The organism is Nocardioides mangrovi (genome assembly GCF_020073815.1).
GTDB lineage: Bacteria > Actinomycetota > Actinomycetes > Propionibacteriales > Nocardioidaceae > Nocardioides > Nocardioides mangrovi.
Genome location: NZ_JAIQZJ010000014.1, coordinates 46,518 through 68,176, shown reverse-complemented (window position 1 = coordinate 68,176; position 21,659 = coordinate 46,518). Strand labels below are relative to the sequence as shown.

Below are 21,659 nucleotides of genomic sequence, written 5' to 3'. Positions count from 1 at the left end.
TCCACATGTCATCTCGGCACCTGTCATCTCGGACCGTCGCGCGCGGGAGCGTGCTCGCCCTGGTCGCCGCCCTCGTGGTGCTGCTGCCGGAGGCCGGGCACGCGGCCCGACCCACCTGCGGCGGGCAGGTGGCGACCATCGTGGGCACCAACGGCGACGACGAGCTGACGGGCACCCGCGGGGACGACGTCATCGTCGGCCTCGGCGGCGACGACCGGCTCCTCGGCCTCCGCGGCCACGATCTGCTCTGCGGGGGCGCCGGCGACGACCGGCTCCGCGGGCACGGCGGCGAGGACCGGCTCGTGGGCGGCCCCGGCTCGGACCTCCTCGACGGCGGCGACGCCGACGACGTCCTCCGGGGAGGCGAGGGCACCGACCACCTGGACGGCGCGGCCGGCGACGACCGGCTCTTCGGTGCCGCCGGCCCCGACTACCTCGACGGCGGCCCGGGCACCGACCGCGGCCGCGGCGGCGCCGGCACCGACGCCTGCTACGTGGAGCTCGCCACCGGCTGCGAGTAGCCGGCGGCCGGTGGTTGGATACCCGGCATGGCCAACTTCGCCGACTTCCAGATCGGGCTCTACTTCGCCGGCCTCGGCGGCCAGCTGCCGCCGTACCCGCTCACCTTCGCGGGTCTGGAGGCGGCCGCGCAGGAGAAGATGGAGCACCGGCTCTGGGACTACGTCGCGGGCGGCGCCGGCGACGGCCACACCCAGCAGTCCAACATCGACGCCTTCCACCGGTGGGGCGTGCTCCCCCGGATGCTGTCGGGTGCGGCCGAGCGCGACCTGTCGGTCGAGCTCTTCGGCCATCGCTACCCCGCACCCGTCTTCATGGCGCCGATCGGCGTCCTGGGCGTGATGACCGACGACGAGCACGGCGACCTCGCCGCGGCCGCGGCGTCCGCCAGCTCGGGGATCCCGATGGTCGCCTCGACGCTGATGCAGGACCCGATGGAGGACGTCGGCGCGGCGCTCGGCGACACCCCGGGCTTCTTCCAGCTCTACACGCCCCACGACCGCGAGGTCGCGGAGAGCTTCGTCCACCGCGCGGAGGCGGCCGGCTTCCAGGGCATCGTGGTCACCCTCGACACCTGGACCCTCGGCTTCCGGCCGCGCGACCTGCAGCACGCGACCTTCCCGCAGCTGCGCGGCTACTGCCTGGCCAACTACTTCTCCGACCCGGTCTTCCGGTCCCGCCTCCAGGCCACGCCCGAGGAGGACCCCGGCGCGGCGGCGATCGCGTGGGCGTTGATGTTCGGCAACCCGACGCTGACCTGGAACGACCTCGCCTGGCTGCGGGGGCTGACCGACCTGCCGCTGCTGCTCAAGGGCATCTGCCACCCCGACGACGTACGCCGCGCCAAGGACGCGGGCGTCGACGGCATCTACTGCTCCAACCACGGCGGTCGCCAGGCCGCGAGCGCCCCGGCCCTCGACCTGCTGCCGGCGGTGGTCGACGCGGCCGACGACATGCCCGTCCTCTTCGACTCCGGCGTCCGCTCCGGTGCCGACGTCGTCAAGGCGCTCGCCCTCGGCGCGACCGCGGTCGGCATCGGCCGCCCCTACGGGTACGGCGCGGTGCTCGGCGGCCAGGCCGGCATCGAGTTCGTGCTGTCCTGCCTGCTGGCCGAGGCCGACCTCACGATGGGTCTCAACGGCTACGCCAGCATCACCGAGCTCACGCGCGAGGTGCTCGTCCGCGTCACCTGACCGCTGCGTGCGCTCCGTGCGGATGCTCGAGCTCGCCCTCGGGGAGGTGCACCGGGGTGGAGCTGCGGAAGTGACCGAGCACCGAGAGCAGGACGCCCGCGCCGATCCACGCGAGCAGGACCACCCACTCGTGGAGGCTGGAGGCGTCCGGGAAGTAGTTGACCTCGCGGACCAGGCTGGCTGCGGCCCCGGGGACGAAGTACTGCCCGATCGAGCCCCAGGGCCCGGTGATGAACTGGTAGGGCATCGAGGCGCCGGAGATCGGGTTGCCGACGAGCATCGTCAGGACGGCGCCGACGCCGATCCCGGGCGCACCGAGCAGGGCATTGAGGCCGACGACCGTCGAGGCGGTGCCGAGCATGCCGGCACCGATGGCCAGCGCCTCCAGCCAGAAGTGGCCGCCGAGGATGCCGAGCAGGGGGCCGGTGACCACCGCGACCAGCAGGCCGCCGGCGACGGCGTACACGACCAGGGCGAGCAGGCGCCGCGTGACGCCGGCGACGAGGAGGGAGACCACGACGCCGCCGACGATCCCACCGAGGACCAGCGGGAAGCCCATCGCGCTCAGGCCGGCGCCGGTCGGGTCGTCGTCGGAGAGCGGGACGACGTCGGTGACGGTCGGCTGACCGCCGGTCGCCGCCGCCAGCTGCCGGCCGACGCCCTCCACGACGGAGACGGTCGCGGACCCGTTCGCGCTGGCGACCAGCACCTCCGGGGTGGCGCCGCCGAGGACGTAGGCGCCGTACACCTCCCGCTCACGGATCGCGGCGACGGCGTCGTCACGGGTGTCGTACGACGTCGCGTCGACCGGCAGGTCGGCGCCCGTCGGGAGGGACCCGCCGACCACGCCGACCGGCAGTCCGCCGGTCTCCGAGGTGGCGACCGGCCACAGGAACGCGAGCGCGACCACCGCCACGATCGCGCCGGCGAGGACGCCGATGACGAGGGCGGCGGCGGGGCGGGACCGCGGTGCGGCCGTCTCCGGGTGCGACGACATGACATCTCCAAACAGAATGAACGTTTTGTTTAGGGCACCGTACACGCTAACCTCGCGGCGTGCCCAGAGTGAGCGACGCCTACCGTCAGGCCCGCCGCGACCAGATCACCGCGGCGACGCTCCGGGTGATCGCCCGGAGCGGGCTGCGCGGACTGACCATGGCCGAGATCATCGGGGAGTCCGGGCTCTCCGCCGGATCGGTCTACTCGCACTTCGCGACCAAGGACGAGCTCGTGGAGCGGGTGGCCGAGCACGTCATCGGCCAGCGGGCCGACCGCCTGCTCGCCGACGACCAGGCCCCCCGCCCGCCGCTCGAGGTCGTGCGCTGGTGGCTAGCGGGGCTCGAGGAGGACGCGATGCCCTTCGGCGCCGTGCTGCAGATCTGGGGCGAGGCGGCCTCCGACCCGGGCATCCGGGAGGTCGTCCAGCGGCGCGTCGCGGCGATCGAGGCGGCCTTCGAGGTGGCCGCCGACCGCTGGCTCGAGGCGACCGGCGGCGACCGCGGCACCGCGACGGACACCGCACGCGCCATGCTCCTGGTCTGCCAGGGCTACATCGTCCGCGCCGGCGCGCTCGGCCCCCAGGACCTCGACGCCACGATCCGCGCCGCCGGCCTGCTCTGACGCGGGCACCGGCCCGGCAGGTCAGCGCCGCCGTACGCCGCCGTAGATCCCGCGCCGCACGATCCAGGGCTGGAGCACGGTCTGGATCGACCACGCCGGGAAGCGGAACGACCGCCCGGTCGGGGTGAAGACCCGCAGCCCGTCGGGTTGGAAGCCGAGCACCGATCCCCAGCGGCGGCGCGCGGGGCGGTAGGTGTCGAGCGGCCGCCCGGCCAGGTGCCGGCGGACGTTGCGGGCGAGCAGCCGGTCGGCCCGGTTGCGGGCCGATCCGCGCAGCGGGTCGGTCGCGGCGACGTCGCCGATCGCGAAGACGTCGGGGGCGCCGATCACGGAGAGGTCGGGCGCGACCCGGACGAAGCCCTGCTGGTCGAGCAGGTCCGGCGGCAGCCAGGACGTGTTCGGCGCGACCCGCCCGATCGCCCACACGGTCGCACCGGCCGGGGCGTCCGGTTGGCCCGTGCTGAAGGCGACCGGCTCGGTGGTGATCCGGTCGAGGTCGAAGCCGTCGGGCACCACCGCCCGGTGGCCGGGGTGCAGCGCCACGCCGCGGTCCTCGAGGAGGTGCGCGACCGTCGACCACGCCCGCCCGTGGTGCTGGGGCAGGGCGCGCTCACCGGGGAAGTAGAGGGCGATCGGCTTGTCCGGCCAGGCGAGCGCGAGGTGGGCAGCGGCGCTGACGGCGGCTGCCCCGCCACCGATGACGTTGATCGCATCGGCGTCGGCGAGCTGCCGGTGCGCCCCGGTGATCGCGTCGTCGACCTGCTCCGCGGACTGGAGGTCGGGCCGGCGCCAGAAGCCGTTCGTGACCCCGGTCGAGATGACCAGGACGTCGTACGGCTCGACCTGCGTCGACCCGTCCGCGAGCGCGACCGTCACCTGCCGGTCGGCGGTCGAGAGGCCGGTGACGGTGCCGTGCACCCGGCGTACGGCGTCGAGCTTCCGGTAGCGCTCGAAGCCGACGAGGTACTCCCGTGCCCAGGCCTCCGGGGTCGCGAGCCGCATCCCGAGCTCCTGCCCGCTGACCAGCGCGGGCTTGCTGGAGATGCCGACGACGTCGACGTACCGGGAGAGGTGGCGGGCGGTGAGCAGGCCGCTGTCGCCGAGGCCGGCGACCACGACCCGGGGCCGGGTCACGTGCGCACTCGCGGGGGTCGGGGCACGAGCTTGGACACGCGGTCGATGACGTCCTGGTACTGCGGGCGGCGCTCGAGCGAGCGCTGCTCCATCATCGGGATGCTGGCGCCGAGGAAGAGCGCGACCATCGCGATGGCGCCGAGGAAGACCCACCACCAGTCGGCGGGCGAGGCGGCCAGGCCGAAGAGTCCGAGCGCGAACCAGAAGCTGATCTCGCCGAAGTAGTTGGGGTGCCGCGACCAGCCCCACAGACCCTGGTCCAGGCACTGGCCGGGCTGCTTGGTGCGCGCGAAGCGGTACATCTGCCCGTCGGCGACCAGTTCCAGGAGCGCCGCCCCGATGCCGATGACGACCGCGACCGCGTCGAGCCACCCCACGTCGCGGCCGCCGTGGGTGACGGCGACGTACACGGGCGTCATGCCGAGGAAGACCTGCCAGGTCGGCACGAGGTGGATGCCGAAGAGGTCGACCAGCGGCTCCATCGCGCCCTTGCCGTCGCGCAGCAGCGGGTAGCGCCAGTCCTCGTGCGGGAAGCCGGGGAACGCGTAGACCCAGTTGCCGGTGAGCCGGACCGCCCAGACCAGGATGACGACGAGCACCAGCCAGGAGCGGGTGTCGTCGAGCGGGAGCGGGCCGGCCCACCACCAGTACGCCGCGAGCAGCGGCGGGAGCACGCTCCACCAGGCGTCGTAGAAGCTGGAGTTGTGGTGGGCCCGGCTGAAGCCGAAGATCACCAGCGTCGCGAGGGAGTCGGCGATCAGCCCGTCCAGCCAGAGGTGCGACGTGTCCGGGCCCCACCACAGCCAGGCCGCACCGACCGCGACCGCGACCAGGTAGGCGATGCCCACGCGCACCAGCGAGGCGCTCTTGCTCATGGGCAGACGGTAGCGGAGAACTAGAACACGTTCTTGTCTAGGATCCGCTCGACATACTCAGGTCATGGATCCCGCCGCCGTCCCGCTCGACGCCTTCGAGGCGATGGTCGTCGACGCGCTCGACTCGCTCCCCGCGTGGGTGCAGCCGGTCGTGGCGGAGATCGCCGTGCTCGTCGAGGACGAGCAGCCGGCCGCCGAGCGCAAGCCCGGCACCCTCCTCCTCGGCCTCTACCGCGGCGTCCCCCGCACCAGCCACTACGGCCGCGCACCCGGCACCCTGCCGGACACGATCACCCTCTACCGGGTCCCGATCGTCGAGGTGTGCGCCCGGGCCGAGGACGTGCCGACCAAGGTGCGCACCGTGCTGGTGCACGAGGTCGGGCACGCCATGGGGCTGGGCGAGGCCCGGCTGCGCGAGCTCGGCTGGGCCTGAGGCCGCGCCGTCGACGCGGCCGCGTCTCGAACACGTTCCCTCTCCCACCACGGCCGGGCATGGCCCGCGCCACGTTTGCCGCGCGCCCGGCCACGGGTACCTGAACAGTGTTTCGACTGGACGGTGAGAGCAGGAAGAGGAAGCAACCGATGACCAGCCAGCCCGTCAGTGTTGGTGTCTACAGCCATCAGGAGATCGTCCGCGAGGGCATCATGTCCCTCCTCTCCCGGCATCCCGACAAGGTCGCGGTGGTCCCGACACCGACCCACCCCGGCGACCCGGACCCCGACGTCGTGCTCTACGACGTGATGGCCCTGCTCGACGGCGACACCGGCCCGCTGGGCTACCTCGTCGACATGACCGCGTCGAAGGTCCTCGCGGTCGGCCACGACCTGCGTCCCGACCTGGTCGGCACGGCCCTGACCACCGGCGTCGACGGCTTCTTCTCGATCGGCGCCGACGAGAAGGAGCTGCTGGCCGCCGTCGAGTCCGCCGCGACGGGCTGGCGGGCCGGCGACCCCGGCGAGAACCCCACCGTCGGCTCCTCCGCCTCGGCGGCCCGGGCCAACCAGCTCGGTGGCGACCTCGGGCTCAGCGAGCGCGAGGTCCAGGTGATCGCGCTGATCGCGCGCGGCCGGTCCAACCAGCAGATCGCCGCCGAGCTCTTCGTCAGCATCAACTCGGTGAAGTCCTACATCCGCACCGCCTACCGCAAGATCGGCGTCCAGAGCCGGGGCGCCGCCGTCGGCTGGGCGATCCGCCACGGCTTCGGCTCCACCGACTGACGGACCCCCATGGCGTCGGCCCCGTCCGATCGGGGTACGTCGCGACCGGCGTGTGGTTACGATCACGCGGGTCGTCGACGGGAGGAACGCATGGCACGAGAGCTCGCGCTGCCGGCGGCTGCCCCACGGGAGGCGGAGTTCGGGCACGACGCGCTCATCGTGTGCGACAACCTCGTGCGGATCTACCAGACCGCGAGCGTCGAGGTGCAGGCGCTCCAGGGTCTCGACCTGCTGGTGCACGAGGGCGAGATGATCGCGCTGGTCGGGGCCTCCGGGTCCGGGAAGTCGACGCTGCTTCAGGTCCTCGCGGGCGTCGACGCACCGACGGCGGGCCGCGCACGGGTGGCCGGGCACGACCTCGTCGACATGGGCCGCCCCGAACGGGTCCACTACCGCCGGCACGTCGTCGGGTTCGTGCGGCAGCAGTCGGCGCGCAACCTGGTGCCCTACCTGACGGCCCGGCAGGTGGTCGACCTCCCCCTGACCATCGCCGGCGTACGCCGCCAGGAGCGGCGGGCCCGCACCGACAGCGTGCTGGAGACCCTGGGGGTCGCGGACTGCGCCGACCGCCGGCCCCACCAGATGTCGGGTGGTCAGCAGCAGCGCGTGGCGATCGCGGTCGCCCTCGCCAACCAGCCCCGCGTGCTGCTCGCCGACGAGCCGACCGGCGAGCTGGACAGCGAGACCGCCGCCGAGGTGTTCGCCGCGCTGCGGACCGCCAACCGCGAGCTGGGGGCGACCGTCGTGGTCGTCACCCACGACGCCGCGGTGAGCGGGCAGGTCGCCCGCAGCGTCGCGATCCGCGACGGGCGGACCAGCAGCGAGATCCTCCGCGGCGAGGCGACCGGCGACGTCCCGGGCGTCGCCGAGGAGTACGCCGTCATGGACCGCGCGGGCCGGGTGCAGGTGCCCCGGGAGTTCCGCGAGGCGCTCGCCCTCACGCGTCGGGTCCGGCTCGCCCTGACCGCCGACCACGTGGAGATCCGCTCCGACGACCGCTCCGACGTCCGCGGCGAGCAGCCGTGACCGAGCCGATCATCGCCGCGCGGGAGCTGCGCCGTACCTACGGGTCGGGACCCACGACGACGCACGCCCTGCGCGAGGTCTCCTTCGACGTCCGGCCCGGGGAGATGGTGGCCGTGGCCGGTCGCTCGGGATCGGGCAAGACCACCCTCCTCAACCTGCTCGGCGGCCTCGACAAGCCGGACTCCGGCACGCTGCACGTGGCCGGCACGGACGTCACCGCGCTCGACGACCAGGGGCTCAGCCGCCTGCGCCGCGAGACCATCTCCTACGTCTTCCAGACCTTCGGGCTGATCCCGGCGCTGACCGCGAGCGAGAACGTCGGGGTGCCGCTGCGGATGCGGCGGATGCCGGTCGCCGAGCGCGAGGAGCGGGTCGCCCTGCTCCTCGACCTGGTCGGGCTGCGCGACCATGCGGCGCAGCGCCCCGGGGAGCTGTCCGGCGGCCAGCAGCAACGGGTGGCGATCGCGCGGGCGCTCGCCGGCTCGCCGCGCCTCCTCCTGGCGGACGAGCCCACCGGCCAGCTCGACGCCGACACCGGCCTGGCCGTGATGGCGCTGCTGCGGGCGATCGTCGACTCCGAGGGCGTCACCGCCGTCGTGGCGACCCACGACCCGACGATGATGGCGCTCGCCGACCGGGTCCTGACCATCGCGGACGGGCGCGTCTAGGGTGCCGCGCCCGATGACCGACCCGTGCTGACCCTGGCTCTCCGGCGCGCCCGGGTGCAGCGCGGGATGCTCGCCGCCGTCGTCGGGCTGATCGCGGCAGCGGCCTGCCTCGTGGGTGTCTGCACCCTGCTGCTGACCGCGACGCAGGCGCGTGCCTTCCACGCCGAGGTGGAGCGCGCGCAGCCCGACGACGTCGACGTGACGGCCTACCTGGTCGACCTCCCCGGCAGCGCCCTCGCGGACGCCCGGTCCCAGGCGCAGGGCGTCGTCACCGACGTCCTGGCTCCGATGCGCCCGACGGTCACGGCCAGCGCGGTGGGGCCGATGCGACAGCTCGACGGCGACCGCGTCGCCTACCTCGGGACCGACAGCGACACCCGCAGCCGCGCCGTCCTGACCAGCGGGCACTGGCCGCGCGACACGCGTACGCCGCGACCCGAGGCCGTCGTCCCGGCCGCGGCCGCCCGCCTGCTCGGGCTGCACCTCGGCGACACGGTGACGATGGGTCACGAGCTCGGCCTGACCGGCGTGACGAGCGCCGCGGAGACCCTCACCGTCGAGGTCGTCGGCACGTTCGAGGCCCGACCCGGCCGCGGATGGGAGACCGATCCCCTGTCGGGACAGGGGATCGGGACCTGGACGCACGGATCGGCGTCGCCCGCGGCGTACGGGCCGGTCCTCGTCGAGGACGCGGCGTTCCGCGCCTCGGGCTCCTACGTGACCGGGCTGCGCGTCACCGCCCACCCGACGCTCACGCTGGCCGAGCGCTCCACCCTGGACGACGCGGTCCGAGGCCTCGGTCGCGCGTCGGCCGAGCTGACCGCGGGCGTCGGCGACGACGTGCAGATCACCCGGGTGGCGTCGAACCTGCCCGGCACCCTCGACCGGATCGACGCCCAGCAGGCCACCACCCGGTCGACCGTGCTGGTGGTCGTGCTGCTCGGGGTGGCACTGTCCGTGGCGGCCGCGATCCTGGCGGGCTGGCTCGTCGCCTCGCGCCGCGACGACGAGCGCGCCCTGCTCGTCGCGCTGGGACTGAGTCGGCGCCAGCAGGTCGGGGCCGCCCTGGCGGAGGCGGGGCTCCTCGCGGCCGCGGCCGCGGTGATCGCCGTGCCCGCCGCCTCGCTCGTCCACGCCGGGCTCACCCGCCTCTCGGGTCTCGAGGCCGCCGGGCTCACCCAGGGGCCGACGATCACGTGGCCGCTGGTGGCGTGCGTGCTGGCCGGCAGCCTCGCACTGGCCCTCAGCCTGGTCCCGACCGCGCTGGACACGGGCACCGCGACCGACCGGAGCGCCCGGCACCGCGCGGTCCTCCGCGGGGGCCTCGACCTCCTGCTCGCCGCCGTGGTGGTCGTCTGCTGGCTGCAGCTGCGCTCCACCCCGTCGGCGAGCTCCGACGGGGACGTCGTGGTGACCGTCGCACCCGTGCTCTGCCTGGCGGCGGTGACCGTGCTGGTGGTCCGCCTGGTCCCGCTCGCGCTCGGCGTCGCCGCCCGGGCCGGCACGCGCTCGCGGGGCCTGGTGCTGCCGCTCGCGGCCCAGCAGGCCGCGCGTCGACCCCACTCGGGCACCGCCATGGTGGCGATCGCCGCCGCCGTCGCCGCCGCCACCTTCGGGCTCGGGCTGCACGCGACCTGGGAGCGGTCGCAGGACGACCAGGCGGCGCTGCTCCTCGGGACCGACCTGTCGCTCGACCCCGCGGCGACGGCCGGGCGGCGGGCGACCACGGCCGTGGAGTCCGCGGCGGAGCGCGGCGCGCTCGGCCCCGCGGTCTCGCCCGTCATCGACCGGCCGCTGACCCTCGGCAGCTACGTCGGGCAGAAGGGCGAGCCCCCGGTCCTGGTCGCCGTCGACACGACGCAGGCCGGGACGCTGCTGCGCGGCCGCCTCGAGGGCGGACGGTCCTGGGCGCAGGTCGGGGCCGGTCTGGCTCCGACGGAGCCGGTGCAGGGCATCCACCTGCCCGCGGACGGCGCCGGCATCGAGGTCGACGGACAGGCCCCGGCCCGCGCGGCCCTGCAGGTGAGGGTGACGGCCGTCCTCCAGGACCCGGCGGGCATCCGCAGCTCGGTCGACGCCGTGCCCGTGCCCATGGACGGGCGGGTGCACCCCGTGTCGTGGCTCGGCCCGATCAGCCCGAGGCAGGAGCTCGTCGGCGTCCGGCTCGACCTCGACGGGCCGGGCGCCCCGATGACGGCGGACCTGTCGGTCTCCCTCCGGATCCCCGGCCCGGAGGCGGCGCCGGCCGGCACCTCGTGGGGCGCGCTGCCCACCGGCGAGAACAGCGTGCTCAGCCTGGCCGATGTGGCCGTCGCACCCGACGGCGACGACACCGTGGTCACCACGACCGCCGACGCGGACCTCACCTACTTCAGCTGGGCGAGCAACACCCTGCTGGCGACCGGCATCCCGGTCGAGCCCGACGTACCCGTGGCCGTGTCGCAGGACCTGGTCGACGACCTCGACGCCCCGATCGGCACTCGGCTGACCGCCAGCCTGGACGGCACCTCGGTGCCGCTGCGAGTGGCCGCGATCGTGCCCGACGTCCCGTCGGCCCCGGGCCGGCCGGCGGTGCTCGCCGACGGTGACCTGCTCACCCGAGCCCTGGTCGACGCCGGCGACCTCGACCCGGGCTACGACGCCTGGTGGATCGGCGACCCGACGCCCGCGACCGTGCGCGTGGCGGAGCGGCTCGGGGTCGGCGAGGTCACCAGCCGGACCGAGGCGGCCGCCCGGCTCTCGACCGGGCCACTGCGGGTCGCCGTACCGACCGCGCTGCTGACCCTGGTCGCCGCCGCGACGCTGATGCTGCTGCTCAGCGTGGGCCTGCTCCTGGCCAGCGACCGGCAGCGACGCTCCACCGAGGTGTCCCGCCTGCGCGCGCTCGGCCTGTCGTCGCGGGACGCCCGGCGGGTGCTCCTCGCTGAGAACGCCGCGTTCCTCCTCCCCCTGGTGGTCGTCGGCGCGCTCGTGGGCCTGACGACGTCGGCGGTCCTGAGCCCGCTGCTGATCCGCTCCGACGTCGGGGCCGCGCCGGTCCCGGCCGCCGTGGGCGCCTGGCCGTGGGGAGCCGAGGCGCTGCTCGTCTGCTCGGCGCTCGTCGGCGCACTCGGCATCGCCGTGGTGCTCACGGTGGCGCACGTACGCCGGGCCGACCCCGCCCGCCTGCACGCGGGAGACGCGGAATGAGCCGGCGACCGCACTGGCACGGCCCGACCATCGCCGGCCGACTGCGCAGCGACGCGCCCCTCCTCGTCCTGATGGGCCTGGTGGTGGCGGTGACGACCCTGCTGACCGCGGCGGTCGGGCCCGTCAGCGACGGCGCGGCGGACCGCGCGATCGTCGCGGCGGTGCGCGACGCCGGGCTGGACGGCGCCGTCGTCGCCACGCTGCCGCGCGACCCCTACGGATCGGTCGGGTTCACCCGCGACCCCCGCGCGGCGGAGCAGCTGCGCAGGGACGCCGACCGGGCCCGGCTCGCGCTGCCGCCCCGGCTCGCGGCCGTCCTGCGAGCCCCCGTCTCGACGGTCACGACGCCGGCGCTGCACCTGCTGGACGCCGGCCCCGGCCGCTACCTGCACCTCACCTACGCCGAGGCGCCGGCCGTGCACTACGTCGCCGGGGGAGCGCCTCGGCCCCAGCGCCGGACCGAGGCCTCGACCACCCCCGGCGCCCCGCCGTGGCCCGTCCAGGTCGCCGTCTCGAAGCCGGTGGCCCGGGCGCTCGGCATCGGCCCGGGTGACCGGCTCCCGGCCGAGGACGACCAGCACCAGCCGATCCGGATCCGGATCAGCGGCGTGTACGTCGCGGACGACCCGGGCGACGCGACCTGGCAGCTCTCGCCGGACCTGCTCGACCCCGCCGTCGGCGTCTCCCAGGGTGTCGAGCAGACCACCGGTGCCGCACTCGTCTCGGCGGCGACGCTCCCCGACCTGCAGCTCGCCGTACCGGCCAAGGAGCTGGCGCAGCACATCACCTTCCTGCCCCGACCGGAGGCGGTCGGCTGGGCGGGGTCCGGCGCACTCACCCAGGACGTCGCGCACCTCCAGGCGTCCGCGGACCCCGCGGCCCGTGGCTTCACCTGGAGCAGCCTGCTCGGGAGCGTGCTGACCGACGGCCGGGCCCAGGTCACCGCGGCCCGAGGCCAGGCGGAGGTGGTCGTCGTCGGGCTGGTCGTCTGCGCCCTGCTGGTCCTCGCCCTCGCGGCGCAGCTGCTGGTCGGCCGCCGCGCAGGGCCGGTGACGGTCGCCCGCGAACGCGGTGCGACGCTGCTCGACATCGCCGGCGAGCTCCTCGTCGAGTCGGTCCTCGTCGCGGCGACCGGTGCCGCGCTCGGGCTCGCGGCGGCGCAGGTGCTCGCGGGCGGGATCGGCTGGGCCTGGTCCCTCCCCGTCGTCATCGTCGCGGCCCTGGCGGCTCCGGTCCTCGGCGCGGCGCTGGCGGCACGCTCGACGAGCGTGCGCCGGGTCCCGGCCAACCGGTCCGCACGGCGTGCGCTGGATCGCGCCCGGAGCGCCCGCCGGCTGGTCGTCGAGGCGACGGTGCTCGTCGTGGCAGCCCTGTCCCTCGTGGCCCTCCACCAGCGCGGCACGGCCCAGGAGGGCGGGTGGGACGGCGTGACGGCCGCGGCCGCTGCCACGATGTGCGCGGTCGCCGGCACGGTGGTCGCGGTCCGGCTGGTGGCGCCCGTGCTCCGGGTGGCCCAGCGGGCGGCCCACCGCTCGACGCATGCCGTCGGGCTCCTCGTCACGGCACGGCTCAGCCGGACGGCGACCCGTGTGCTTCCGGCGCTCGCGGTCTCGGTGGCGGTCGCCCAGCTCACGTTCGGCATCTCCCTGGCCGCGACCGAGCACCGGGGCCAGGAGACGGGGGCGCTGCTCGCCGTCGGGGGCGACGCGCGCCTGACCGCTGCCCCGGACCCCGACCTCGAGACGGTCGCCCGCCAGGTCGCCGAGGAGCCGGGTGTGCGCGCCGCGGTCGCGGGCCGGGTCGCCGACGACGTCCAGCTCGTCTCGGCGCGCAGCGCCGCCTCCGTCCGGCTGGTGGTCGTTGACGCCGCTTCGTACGCGCGGCTGCTCGCGGCCAGCCCGCTGCCCGACGTACCGGCGCTGGCGGGTCTCGACACCGGGGACGACCGGGTGCCCGCCCTGCTGCTCGGCGGCACGCCGGACCTGCAGGGCAGCCCGGTCCTGCACTGGCAGGACGCCGTCGTCCCGCTCGACGTGGTCGGGGCCGCGCCTCGCGTGGACGCCGCGATCGGACCGGTCGTGGTGGTCGACGTCGGGGCGCTCGGCCGCGCCGGGGTGACGGCGACACCCGACACCGTGTGGACCGTCGGGCCGGGAGCCGCGGACGCGCTGACGCGGGCCGGCGGTGACGTCGGCTCGGTCACGACGTACGCCGCCGAGCTCGACGCCCGACGCGACGCCCCGCTCGCCTCGGCGCTGGTGCGGCTCGCCGCGGCGTCGTCGGTGCCGCTGCTGCTCTTCGCGGTCCTCGGCGTGGTGCTCGCCGCGGCCGCCGAGGCACCCGCCCGCGGCCAGTCACTCGGCCGGCTGCGCTCCCTCGGCCTGGCCGACCGCGACCTGCGGCGGGTGCTCGCCGGCGAGGTGCTGACCACGGTCGTCGTCGCCACCCTGGTCGGTCTCGCGCTGGGTCTCGGCGCCGTGGCCGCGACGTTCGGGTCCCTGTCGCTGGAGCGGATCACCGGCGAGACCAGGACGCCCGACGTCGTGCTGCCCTGGTGGACCGTGCTCGTCGCGGGTGTCGTGGTGCTCAGCGCCCTGGCCGTCGCGCTCTCCGAGTGGCGTCGGCTCCACCGGCGGGTGCTCGCGGAGCTGCTGCGCAGCTGAGCCGGCGCATGAGTACCCGGTCCACCGGGGAATCCCGCACCTCGGGGCCGTTGCCACGCCCCCGAGGTGCCAGGAGTGCCCCCGAGGTCCGGACCGGCCGTCCCACGACTCGCCCGCGCCCCCTGACGGCGTAGCCTCCTCCGTCGTGACCCACGACCGAGCGGCCGGCCCTGTCAGCCCGCTCCGTCTGGCGGTCGTCGTCGGCGCCCTCGGGGTCGTGTTCGGCGACATCGGCACCAGCCCGATCTACACGATCCAGACGGTGTTCAACCCCGAGGACCCGCACCCGGTGCCGGTCTCCGACGCCAACGTGTACGGCGTGGTGTCACTGATCTTCTGGTCGGCGATGCTGATCGTGACGATCACCTACGTCTCGCTCGCGATGCGGATCTCCAACGACGGCGAGGGCGGCATCATGGCCCTCATCACGCTGCTGCGGCGGTGGGCCGGCGACACCCGGGTCCGGGTCGCGTCGGTGCTGGCCGCGCTCGGCATCTTCGGCGCCGCGCTCTTCCTCGGCGACTCGATGATCACCCCGGCCATCTCGGTGCTCTCGGCCGTCGAGGGCATCGAGGTGATCGACCCCGGCTTCGCGGAGTGGGTCGTCCCCGTCACCGCCGTGATCCTGGTCTGCCTCTTCGCCGCCCAGCGCTTCGGCACCTCGGTCGTCGGCCGGCTCTTCGGTCCGGTGATGATCGCCTGGTTCACCACCATCGCCGCCTGCGGGATCGGCGGCATCGCGCGGGAGCCGGAGATCCTCAGGGCGATCTCCCCGACGTACGCCGCGGGCTTCCTGCTCGGCCACTTCCACATCGCGTTCTTCGCGCTCGCCGCGGTCGTCCTCGCCGTCACCGGCGCGGAGGCGCTCTACGCCGACATGGGGCACTTCGGGCACCGGCCGATCGCCGTGGGCTGGCTCTTCGTCGTGCTGCCGGCCAGCACGCTGAGCTACCTCGGCCAGGGCGCGCTGGTGCTCGCCGACCACGACAACCTGCGCGCGCCGTTCTTCCTGCTCGTCCCCGACTGGGCACGGGTGCCGATGGTGCTGCTCGCGACCATGGCGACCGTGATCGCGGCGCAGGCGGTGATCACCGGCGCGTTCTCGGTGGCGTCGCAGGCCGCGCAGGTGGGCTACCTGCCCCGGCTGCGCGTGCTGCACACGTCGCACTCGACGTACGGCCAGATCTACGTGCCGTGGATGAACTGGCTGCTGCTGGTCTCGGTGCTGACGCTCGTCCTCGCCTTCCGCAGCTCCGCGGCTCTCGCCTACGCCTACGGGATGGCCGTCACCGGCACGATCACGATCATGACCATCCTCTTCTTCTACGTCGCGCACCGGCGCTGGCGCACGTCGTGGTGGGTGCTCGGCCTGGCGGCCGTGCCGCTGCTGGCGGTCGACCTGCTCTTCCTGGCCGCCAACGCCACCAAGATCGTGCACGGCGCCTGGCTCCCGCTCGCGATCGCGCTGACGGCGTTCACGGTGATGACGACCTGGCAGCGCGGACGCGAGGCGGTCACCGCCGAGCGCTCCGAGATCGAGGGCTCGCTGCGCGACTTCGTCCGCGAGATCGACGAGGCCGGCGCGACCGGGGAGGTCGGCGTGGTCCGCGGCACCGCGATCTTCCTCAACCGCGGCAAGGAGACCGCTCCGCTGGCCCTGCGGGCCAACGTCGAGCACAACCACGTGCGTCACGAGCACGTCGTGATCGTGACGATCGACATCGACACGATCCCCCGCGTCCCCGAGAGCGAGCGCCTCGAGGTCGACCCGCTCGGGCTCGACGCCGACGGCATCACCCACGTCACCGCCCGGTTCGGCTACACCGAGACCGCCGACGTGCCCGCCGCTCTCGCTCGGCTCACCCCCGAGCAGACCGAGGGCGAGCTCGACCTCGACAACGCGACGTACTTCCTCTCCAAGATCGAGCTGCTCCCCGGACCCGAGCCGGTGATGGCGCGGTGGCGCAAGCGGCTGTTCATCGCGACCTCGCACATCACCGCCGACGCCGCCGAGCACTTCGGCCTCCCCCGCGACCGCGTGGTGCTGGTCGGCTCGCACGTCGAGGTCTAGGTCGCCGCACAACGGACGCACAGCCCCACCCGGCACCGTCGGTGACATGACCACCTCCGACAGCACGGCCAGCGACCACCCGGACCCCGCCGCTCCCCCGAGCCGCCCGACCTGGCGGGACCGCGCCTTCAGGATCCGCGCCGTCGTCGGTGCCCTGGTGGCGGGACACGTCGTCGGCGTCTTCGGCGGGTACGCCGTGAGCTCGGCCCTCGCGGGCGACGAGTCGTCGACGAGCGGCTTCCCGCCGTCGAGCAACGGGACGCCGCCGTCCGGGGCACCGGGAGGCACCGGCTCGACCGGGGCGGACGACACCTCCACGGCGGGTTGACCCCCCGGGCTCGCCGGTCACGCCCGGGGCCGTGCGAGCCGGGGTGCCATGGCCTCGTAGGCGAGGGTGATGGGCCTGGTGGTGCGCCTGATCCGCGCCATGGTGATCGCGCCCTCGAGGGTGGCGATGCACAACGTCGCCGTGTCGGTCGCGCTCGCGTTGTCATGGCCGGCGTCGCCGAGCGCGCGGGCGAGCAGGGTGATCCAGTCGTCGAGGACCTGGGCCACGACGGGGCCGAGGTCGGGATCGTCGTACGCCTCCTGCGCGACGGCCCAGACGGGGCAGGCCGCGGTGTAGCCGGACTCCTCGAGCTGGGTGCGGTAGTGCTCGCAGATGCCACGGAAGAGCACGTCGGGGGCGACCCCGACGTCGACGCCCTGCCGGAGCTGACCGCTGACCAGGGCGCCGACCCAGCCCAGCGCCTCGGTGAGCAGCTGGCTGCGACCGCCGGGGAAGTGGAAGCCGACCGAGCCCCGGGGTCCACGGCAGTGGTCGAGCACGCGCGCCACGGTGGTGCCGGCCACGCCGTGCTCGCGCAGTAGCAGCGCGGCGCTGGCGATCATCCGGCTGCGGGTGTCGGTGCGACTCCCCATGGCGTCGTCCCCTCCTCGTGTCCTGCTATGTTCTGCTGCATAGCATATCCATCGGAGGAGGTCCTGTGCGTGAGCTGACCTACGTCGGTGGCGGCGCGCTCGAGTGGCGCGACCGACCCGAGCCCGAGCTCGTCGCGCCGACCGATGCGCTGGTGCGGCCGTTCGTGGCCAGCCGCTGCGACGGCGACACCCTCCCGTTGCACCGCAACGTCTCCCGCCCCCTCCAGGCGGGCCTCAAGGTCGGCCTGATCGACCCCGTGGTCGCCTCGATCGTCGGAGACGTCCCCTTCCGAGCGCCGTTCGCGATCGGCCACGAGGCGATCGCCCAGGTCACGGCGGTCGGATCCGAGGTGACCGCATGGACGGTCGGCGACGTCGTGGTCGTCCCGTGGGCGGTCTCGTGCGGTGGGTGCGACCACTGCCGGCGCGGTCTGACCGCGAAGTGCACCACCACCGTCACCACCTCGCCGGGCGGGACGCTGGCTGCATTCGGCTTCGGCCCCGCCTCAGGGCCGTGGGGCGGGATGGTCGCGGACTCGCTGCGGGTCCCCTACGCCGACCACATGCTGGTGCGAGTGCCCGACGGGCTCGACCCGCTCCGCGTCGCCGCGGCCAGCGACAACCTCTCCGACGCGTGGCGGTCCGTCGTCCCCCACCTGTCGTCCCACCCCGAGGCGCGGGTGCTGGTCATCGGTGGCGGTGGGCAGAGCATCGGCCTGTACGCCGCCGGCCTCGCCGTCGCCCACGGCGCTGCCGTCGTGGACTACGTCGACACCCGTGACGAGCGCCTGGAGATCGCCCAGTCACTCGGCGCGACCGCCGACCGGCTCGACACCCGACGGCGCGGCTCCTGGCTCGCGGGTCGGCGCCGGACGCTACGACATCGTGGTCGAGGCCTCCTCCAAGGGCCCGGGCCTGCGGGCCGCGCTGCGCGCACTCGCCCCGGGCGGGGTCTGCACCGGCACCGGCTACTACCTGGGCACCAACACGGCCCTGCCGGTCATGGACATGTACGCCACCTGCGCCACCCTCACCGTCGGCGTCTCCCACGTGCGCCCGATCCTGCCCGACGTCCTCGACTTCGTCGCGCGCACCGGCTTCCCGGCCGAGAAGGTCACGACCACCCTCGCCGACTGGGAGGACGCGCCCGAGGCCTACCTCGCCCGGACCACAAAGCTCGTCCTGCGCCGCGACCCGCTGCCTCCGTCCTCGGGCGGGACGGCGCGGAGGTCGACGGCGCCCGGCATGCAGAAGGCCCCGCACAGCTGACTGTGCGGGGCCCTCGTCCCGGTGTGGCAGGTGAAGGATTCGAACCTTCGAAGGCAAAGCCGACGGATTTACAGTCCGCTCCCATTGGCCGCTCGGGCAACCTGCCTCGGGTGTCTCCGCCCGGCTGTTTGGCCCGGCGGCAACGAGACGAAAGAATAGCGCAGGCACAACCGCAGGTGAAAACGCCGGGGCCCCTCCTGGGACCCGGCACGGAGAGGGAGTTCGCATGGCCGACTCGTCGTTCGACATCGTCAGCAAGATCGACCGCCAGGAGGTCGACAACGCGCTCGGCCAGGCCGCCCGCGAGATCGCGACGCGGTTCGACTTCAAGGGCACCGGCGCCACCATCGAGTGGCAGGGCGAGCAGGCGATCGAGATCTCCGCCTCCGCCGACGACCGCGCCAGCGCCGTCCTCGACGTCTTCAAGGACAAGCTGGTCAAGCGGCAGCAGAGCCTGAAGATCCTCGACGCCTCCGAGCCCCGCCAGTCGGGCCAGCAGTCGAAGATCGCCATCGCGCTCAAGGAGGGCATCTCCTCGGAGAACGCCAAGAAGATCTCCAAGCTGATCCGCGACGAGGGCCCCAAGGGCGTCAAGGCGCAGATCCAGGGCGACGAGCTGCGCGTGTCGTCCAAGAAGCGCGACGACCTCCAGGCCGTCCAGGCGCTGGTGAAGGCGCAGGACTACGACTTCGCGGTGCAGTTCACCAACTACCGCTGACGACCGCCGACCTCTAGCCGGCGGCGATCGCGTCGAGCACGGGGAGCCTGGTCGAGCGGCGGGCCGGGACGAGCGCGGCCAGGACACCGAGCGCCACGCCCAGCACCAGGATGCCGACCAGCTCGAGGTAGGGGACGCTGGGCGAGATCGTCGCCTCGCTCAGGCGGTTGATCGACAGCACGAGCGCGAGCGCGACGACGAGGCCGGAGATCAGGCCGCTCAGCGTCCCGAGGAACGCGATGAGGGCCGACTCCAGCGTGACCATGCGGCGTACCCGGTTGTCGGTCATCCCGATGATCCGCAGCAGCCCCAGCTCGCGACGCCGCTCCAGGATCGAGAGCGACATGGTGTTGATGATGCCGATCAGGGCGATCACGACGCTCATGAGCAGCAGGCCGGTGACGGCCTTGATGAGGAAGTCGAAGATCGTCCCGATCAGCTGCCCGATCGCGTTGCCCTCCTGGACCGTGATGTCGGGGCGGAGGTCGGCGAGGTCGTTGATCGCGTCCTTGGTCTCCGACTGAGCCCCGGAGTCGACGTCGAGGAAGGCGACCGTCGGTGCGACCTGACCGAAGAGCGAGTCGAAGGTGTCGGGGTCGAGGAGCGAGCCGACCTGGACCGAGTCGAGGCTGGGCTCGATGAGGGCGACGACGGTGAAGTCCTGCTGGTGACCCCGGTTGTCCTCGAGCGCCACCGTGGAGCCGACGTCGACGTGCTGGTCCTGCACCGACCCGGTACTGAGCTCGACGGCACTGCCCTGCGCCTCGGGACGGGTGTCGAGGACGGCGATCTTCCCCGGTCCGAGGTCGTCCAGGCTGCCGGCTGACGCTCGCACGTTGGCGACCGCGGTCAGGTCGCCGAGGTCGCCGCTGGACACGACGGTCGCCTCGCCGTCGATGGTGACGGGCTCCCGCCGGAAGGGCGCCACCCGGCTGACGTCGGGCACCTGCTCCAGCTTCGAGACGAAGGTCGGGTCGATGGTGCCACCGGTGCTGGTGACCAGGTAGTCGGCGGACTGCAGCTTGTTGACCTCGCCGACGGCGAAGTCCTTCATGCTGTTGCCGGCCACCGCGACCAGGGTCACGAGGAAGACGCCGATGAGCAGGGCGTTGGCGGTCGTCGCGGTGCGCTTGGGGTTGCGGATCGAGTTGTCGACGGCCAGCCGGCCCTCCATCCCGACACGCTCGAGCAGGGGGCGGGACAGTCGGGCTCCGCCCTTCGCGATGTACGGCGCCCCGACGAACACGCCGGCCATGAAGGCGAGCAGGCCGAGGCCGATGGTCGCGATCCCCGTGCCGACCAGGGTCGCGGCGAGCCCGAGCACCACGAGCGCCAGGCAGATCAGGCCGCGGGTGCGGCCCAGCCGGTTCGACTCGACCGCGGCGTCCCGCATCGCCTCGATGGGCTCGGTCCGGGCCGCCCGGCGGGCAGGGATCATCACCGAGAGCACGGTGATGACGGTGCCGAGCACCAGCCCGCCGACCACGTTGGCGACGCCGATCGTGGTGCCGCTCCCGGGCAGCGAGTTGCCGGTGACGCGGAGCACCAGGTCGAGCAGCAGGGTGAGCACGAAGCCGGCCACGACCCCGAGCACCGAGCCGACGACCCCGATCGCCAGACCCTCGAGGCGCAACGACCGCTTGAGCTGTCGGGGCGTCGCCCCGATGGCGGCCAGCACCGCGAGCTCGCGGAGCCGCTGGGCGACGATGACGCTGAATGTGTTGTAGATGACGAAGCCACCGACCAGGAGCGCGAGGATCGCGAAGGCCTGGAGCCCCTTCTTCAGGGTGTTGCCGAAGGTACCGGCCGTCTCGCGCTGGTCGTCACGGAAGTCGTCGCCGGTCTGAGCCCGGAAGCCCGAGGGCACGACGGCGTCAGCCTCGTCGACGAGGTCCTGCTGGTCACCGGAGCCGCGGAGGTAGTAGGTCTCGTACTCGTGCTGGCCGGAGTTGAGCCAGTCGAACGCGTCGGCCTCGGAGATCGACACCGTGCCGCCGTCGTCGAGGGCGTCGCTGTCGCCGAAGGACGTGATGCCCACGATCGTCGCCGGCTCCTTGCCGGCCAGGGTGAGCAGCGTGACGTCGTCGCCGACCTCGAGTCCCTCGTCGTCGGCGAGGCCGCGATCAACCGCGATCTGCCCCGAGCGGGTCGGCGCCTCACCCGAGTCGACCTGCAGGGGGTCGAGGTCCGGGTCGGTCACCCACAGCCGACCCGTCGCACCCGTCGCGAAGGCCCGACCGTCGTCGCCGAGGAAGGCGACCGACCCGGTGAGGATGCCGGCGCCCCCCTCGATGCCGGGGAGCGCCAGCAGCCGGTCGACGGAGTCCTGCGAGATCCGCAGCTCGGCGGGGTCGTGGGCGGCACCCTCGGCGGTGGTCGGGTCCTCGGGGATGACGGCGACGTCGACGTTGCCGTACTGCGCGTCGACGTTGCCCTCGAGGGAGTCGATGACGCGGTCGGAGATGAACCCGACGGCGGTGTAGAAGCCGACGCCGGTGACGATCGCGACCAGCGTCGCCAGGTAGCGCCCGGCGTTGTGCCGGACGCTGCTCAGGACGAGCCTCAGCATCGGGGC

The 21,659-nt window shown here is 74.0% G+C and carries 18 protein-coding genes, 1 tRNA gene and 1 pseudogene; 14 read left to right on the top strand and 6 right to left on the bottom strand.

From position 1 onward, the window contains the following. Positions 1 to 5: 5 nt before the first annotated feature. The gene (locus tag K8U61_RS20060) at positions 6 to 521 is read left to right on the top strand and encodes a calcium-binding protein (RefSeq protein ID WP_224124837.1); all 516 of its coding nucleotides are present in this window, start codon (positions 6 to 8) and stop codon (positions 519 to 521) included. A 27-nt stretch (positions 522 to 548) separates the two neighbouring features. Then, positions 549 to 1,712 (top strand): alpha-hydroxy-acid oxidizing protein, encoded by a 1,164-nt coding sequence (locus K8U61_RS20055; protein WP_224124836.1) that lies wholly within the window; start codon positions 549 to 551, stop codon positions 1,710 to 1,712. Here K8U61_RS20055 and K8U61_RS20050 read toward each other — a convergent pair. Next, positions 1,705 to 2,709, bottom strand: coding sequence for a hypothetical protein (locus K8U61_RS20050; protein WP_224124835.1), 1,005 nt, complete (start codon positions 2,707 to 2,709; stop codon positions 1,705 to 1,707). The genes K8U61_RS20055 and K8U61_RS20050 overlap by 8 nt on opposite strands. Before the next feature lie 59 nt (positions 2,710 to 2,768). Between K8U61_RS20050 and K8U61_RS20045 the strand changes: the two genes are divergently transcribed. Further along, on the top strand, positions 2,769 to 3,332 hold the full coding sequence (locus tag K8U61_RS20045; RefSeq protein ID WP_224124834.1) for a TetR/AcrR family transcriptional regulator: 564 nt from the start codon (positions 2,769 to 2,771) through the stop codon (positions 3,330 to 3,332). 21 nt (positions 3,333 to 3,353) lie between these two features. Here K8U61_RS20045 and K8U61_RS20040 read toward each other — a convergent pair whose 3' ends face one another. Together K8U61_RS20040 and K8U61_RS20035 are read right to left on the bottom strand one after the other, a co-directional pair. Beyond that, positions 3,354 to 4,466, bottom strand: a complete 1,113-nt coding sequence (locus K8U61_RS20040) for an FAD-dependent oxidoreductase (RefSeq protein WP_224124833.1) — start codon at positions 4,464 to 4,466, stop codon at positions 3,354 to 3,356. Further along, positions 4,463 to 5,341: a DUF1295 domain-containing protein gene (locus K8U61_RS20035; RefSeq protein WP_224124832.1), complete on the bottom strand. Its 879-nt coding sequence runs from the start codon at positions 5,339 to 5,341 to the stop codon at positions 4,463 to 4,465. The genes K8U61_RS20040 and K8U61_RS20035 overlap by 4 nt, the downstream gene beginning before the upstream one ends. A gap of 64 nt (positions 5,342 to 5,405) precedes the next feature. On the opposite strand from K8U61_RS20035, the gene K8U61_RS20030 reads away from it, so the two are divergent. The 8 genes from K8U61_RS20030 (at position 5,406) to K8U61_RS19995 (ending at position 16,504) form a co-directional block, all read left to right on the top strand. Then, positions 5,406 to 5,774: a metallopeptidase family protein gene (locus K8U61_RS20030; protein ID WP_224124831.1), complete on the top strand. Its 369-nt coding sequence runs from the start codon at positions 5,406 to 5,408 to the stop codon at positions 5,772 to 5,774. 149 nt (positions 5,775 to 5,923) lie between these two features. After that, positions 5,924 to 6,559, top strand: coding sequence for a response regulator transcription factor (locus tag K8U61_RS20025; RefSeq protein WP_224124830.1), 636 nt, complete (start codon positions 5,924 to 5,926; stop codon positions 6,557 to 6,559). Positions 6,560 to 6,649: 90 nt separating this feature from the next. Next, positions 6,650 to 7,585, top strand: a complete 936-nt coding sequence (locus K8U61_RS20020; protein ID WP_224124829.1) for an ATP-binding cassette domain-containing protein — start codon at positions 6,650 to 6,652, stop codon at positions 7,583 to 7,585. Beyond that, on the top strand, positions 7,582 to 8,253 hold the full coding sequence (locus K8U61_RS20015; protein ID WP_224124828.1) for an ABC transporter ATP-binding protein: 672 nt from the start codon (positions 7,582 to 7,584) through the stop codon (positions 8,251 to 8,253). Before K8U61_RS20020 ends, K8U61_RS20015 begins: the two co-directional genes overlap by 4 nt. Positions 8,254 to 8,277: 24 nt before the next feature. Continuing rightward, on the top strand, positions 8,278 to 11,442 hold the full coding sequence (locus K8U61_RS20010; RefSeq protein WP_224124827.1) for an FtsX-like permease family protein: 3,165 nt from the start codon (positions 8,278 to 8,280) through the stop codon (positions 11,440 to 11,442). Next, a complete protein-coding gene (locus K8U61_RS20005; RefSeq protein ID WP_224124826.1) occupies positions 11,439 to 14,105 on the top strand; it encodes an ABC transporter permease in 2,667 nt (888 codons plus the stop codon). The genes K8U61_RS20010 and K8U61_RS20005 overlap by 4 nt, the downstream gene beginning before the upstream one ends. 145 nt (positions 14,106 to 14,250) lie before the next feature. Next, the gene (locus tag K8U61_RS20000) at positions 14,251 to 16,176 is read left to right on the top strand and encodes a potassium transporter Kup (RefSeq protein WP_224124825.1); all 1,926 of its coding nucleotides are present in this window, start codon (positions 14,251 to 14,253) and stop codon (positions 16,174 to 16,176) included. A gap of 46 nt (positions 16,177 to 16,222) precedes the next feature. After that, a complete protein-coding gene (locus K8U61_RS19995; protein WP_224124824.1) occupies positions 16,223 to 16,504 on the top strand; it encodes a hypothetical protein in 282 nt (93 codons plus the stop codon). A gap of 17 nt (positions 16,505 to 16,521) precedes the next feature. On the opposite strand, the gene K8U61_RS19990 is transcribed toward K8U61_RS19995, so the two are convergent. Then, the gene (locus tag K8U61_RS19990) at positions 16,522 to 17,097 is read right to left on the bottom strand and encodes a TetR/AcrR family transcriptional regulator (RefSeq protein WP_224124823.1); all 576 of its coding nucleotides are present in this window, start codon (positions 17,095 to 17,097) and stop codon (positions 16,522 to 16,524) included. A 17-nt stretch (positions 17,098 to 17,114) separates the two neighbouring features. Between K8U61_RS19990 and K8U61_RS25645 the strand changes: the two are divergent. Both K8U61_RS25645 and K8U61_RS19980 read left to right on the top strand, forming a co-directional pair. Next, positions 17,115 to 17,666: pseudogene (locus K8U61_RS25645) on the top strand (alcohol dehydrogenase catalytic domain-containing protein); the annotation flags it as partial. Positions 17,667 to 17,982: 316 nt separating this feature from the next. Continuing rightward, positions 17,983 to 18,366, top strand: coding sequence for a hypothetical protein (locus tag K8U61_RS19980; RefSeq protein ID WP_224124822.1), 384 nt, complete (start codon positions 17,983 to 17,985; stop codon positions 18,364 to 18,366). A gap of 24 nt (positions 18,367 to 18,390) precedes the next feature. Here K8U61_RS19980 and K8U61_RS19975 read toward each other — a convergent pair. Beyond that, positions 18,391 to 18,472, bottom strand: a tRNA-Tyr gene (locus K8U61_RS19975). A gap of 120 nt (positions 18,473 to 18,592) precedes the next feature. Here K8U61_RS19975 and K8U61_RS19970 point away from each other — a divergent pair. Beyond that, positions 18,593 to 19,084 (top strand): YajQ family cyclic di-GMP-binding protein, encoded by a 492-nt coding sequence (locus K8U61_RS19970; RefSeq protein WP_224124821.1) that lies wholly within the window; start codon positions 18,593 to 18,595, stop codon positions 19,082 to 19,084. A gap of 13 nt (positions 19,085 to 19,097) precedes the next feature. On the opposite strand, the gene K8U61_RS19965 is transcribed toward K8U61_RS19970, so the two are convergent. Next, positions 19,098 to 21,653, bottom strand: coding sequence for an ABC transporter permease (locus K8U61_RS19965; protein ID WP_224124820.1), 2,556 nt, complete (start codon positions 21,651 to 21,653; stop codon positions 19,098 to 19,100). Positions 21,654 to 21,659 lie beyond the last annotated feature (6 nt).

Bases quoted from the DNA above. Each gene is read 5' to 3' on its own strand.
- K8U61_RS20005 (WP_224124826.1), top strand. From the start codon at position 11,439: ATGAGCCGGCGACCGCACTGGCACGGCCCGACCATCGCCGGCCGACTG.
- K8U61_RS19965 (WP_224124820.1), bottom strand. From the start codon at position 21,653: ATGCTGAGGCTCGTCCTGAGCAGCGTCCGGCACAACGCCGGGCGCTAC.
- K8U61_RS20060 (WP_224124837.1), top strand. From the start codon at position 6: ATGTCATCTCGGCACCTGTCATCTCGGACCGTCGCGCGCGGGAGCGTG.
- K8U61_RS20030 (WP_224124831.1), top strand. From the start codon at position 5,406: ATGGATCCCGCCGCCGTCCCGCTCGACGCCTTCGAGGCGATGGTCGTC.
- K8U61_RS20050 (WP_224124835.1), bottom strand. From the start codon at position 2,709: ATGTCGTCGCACCCGGAGACGGCCGCACCGCGGTCCCGCCCCGCCGCC.
- K8U61_RS20020 (WP_224124829.1), top strand. From the start codon at position 6,650: ATGGCACGAGAGCTCGCGCTGCCGGCGGCTGCCCCACGGGAGGCGGAG.
- K8U61_RS20035 (WP_224124832.1), bottom strand. From the start codon at position 5,341: ATGAGCAAGAGCGCCTCGCTGGTGCGCGTGGGCATCGCCTACCTGGTC.
- K8U61_RS20025 (WP_224124830.1), top strand. From the start codon at position 5,924: ATGACCAGCCAGCCCGTCAGTGTTGGTGTCTACAGCCATCAGGAGATC.
- K8U61_RS20055 (WP_224124836.1), top strand. From the start codon at position 549: ATGGCCAACTTCGCCGACTTCCAGATCGGGCTCTACTTCGCCGGCCTC.
- K8U61_RS19995 (WP_224124824.1), top strand. From the start codon at position 16,223: ATGACCACCTCCGACAGCACGGCCAGCGACCACCCGGACCCCGCCGCT.
- K8U61_RS19990 (WP_224124823.1), bottom strand. From the start codon at position 17,097: ATGGGGAGTCGCACCGACACCCGCAGCCGGATGATCGCCAGCGCCGCG.
- K8U61_RS19970 (WP_224124821.1), top strand. From the start codon at position 18,593: ATGGCCGACTCGTCGTTCGACATCGTCAGCAAGATCGACCGCCAGGAG.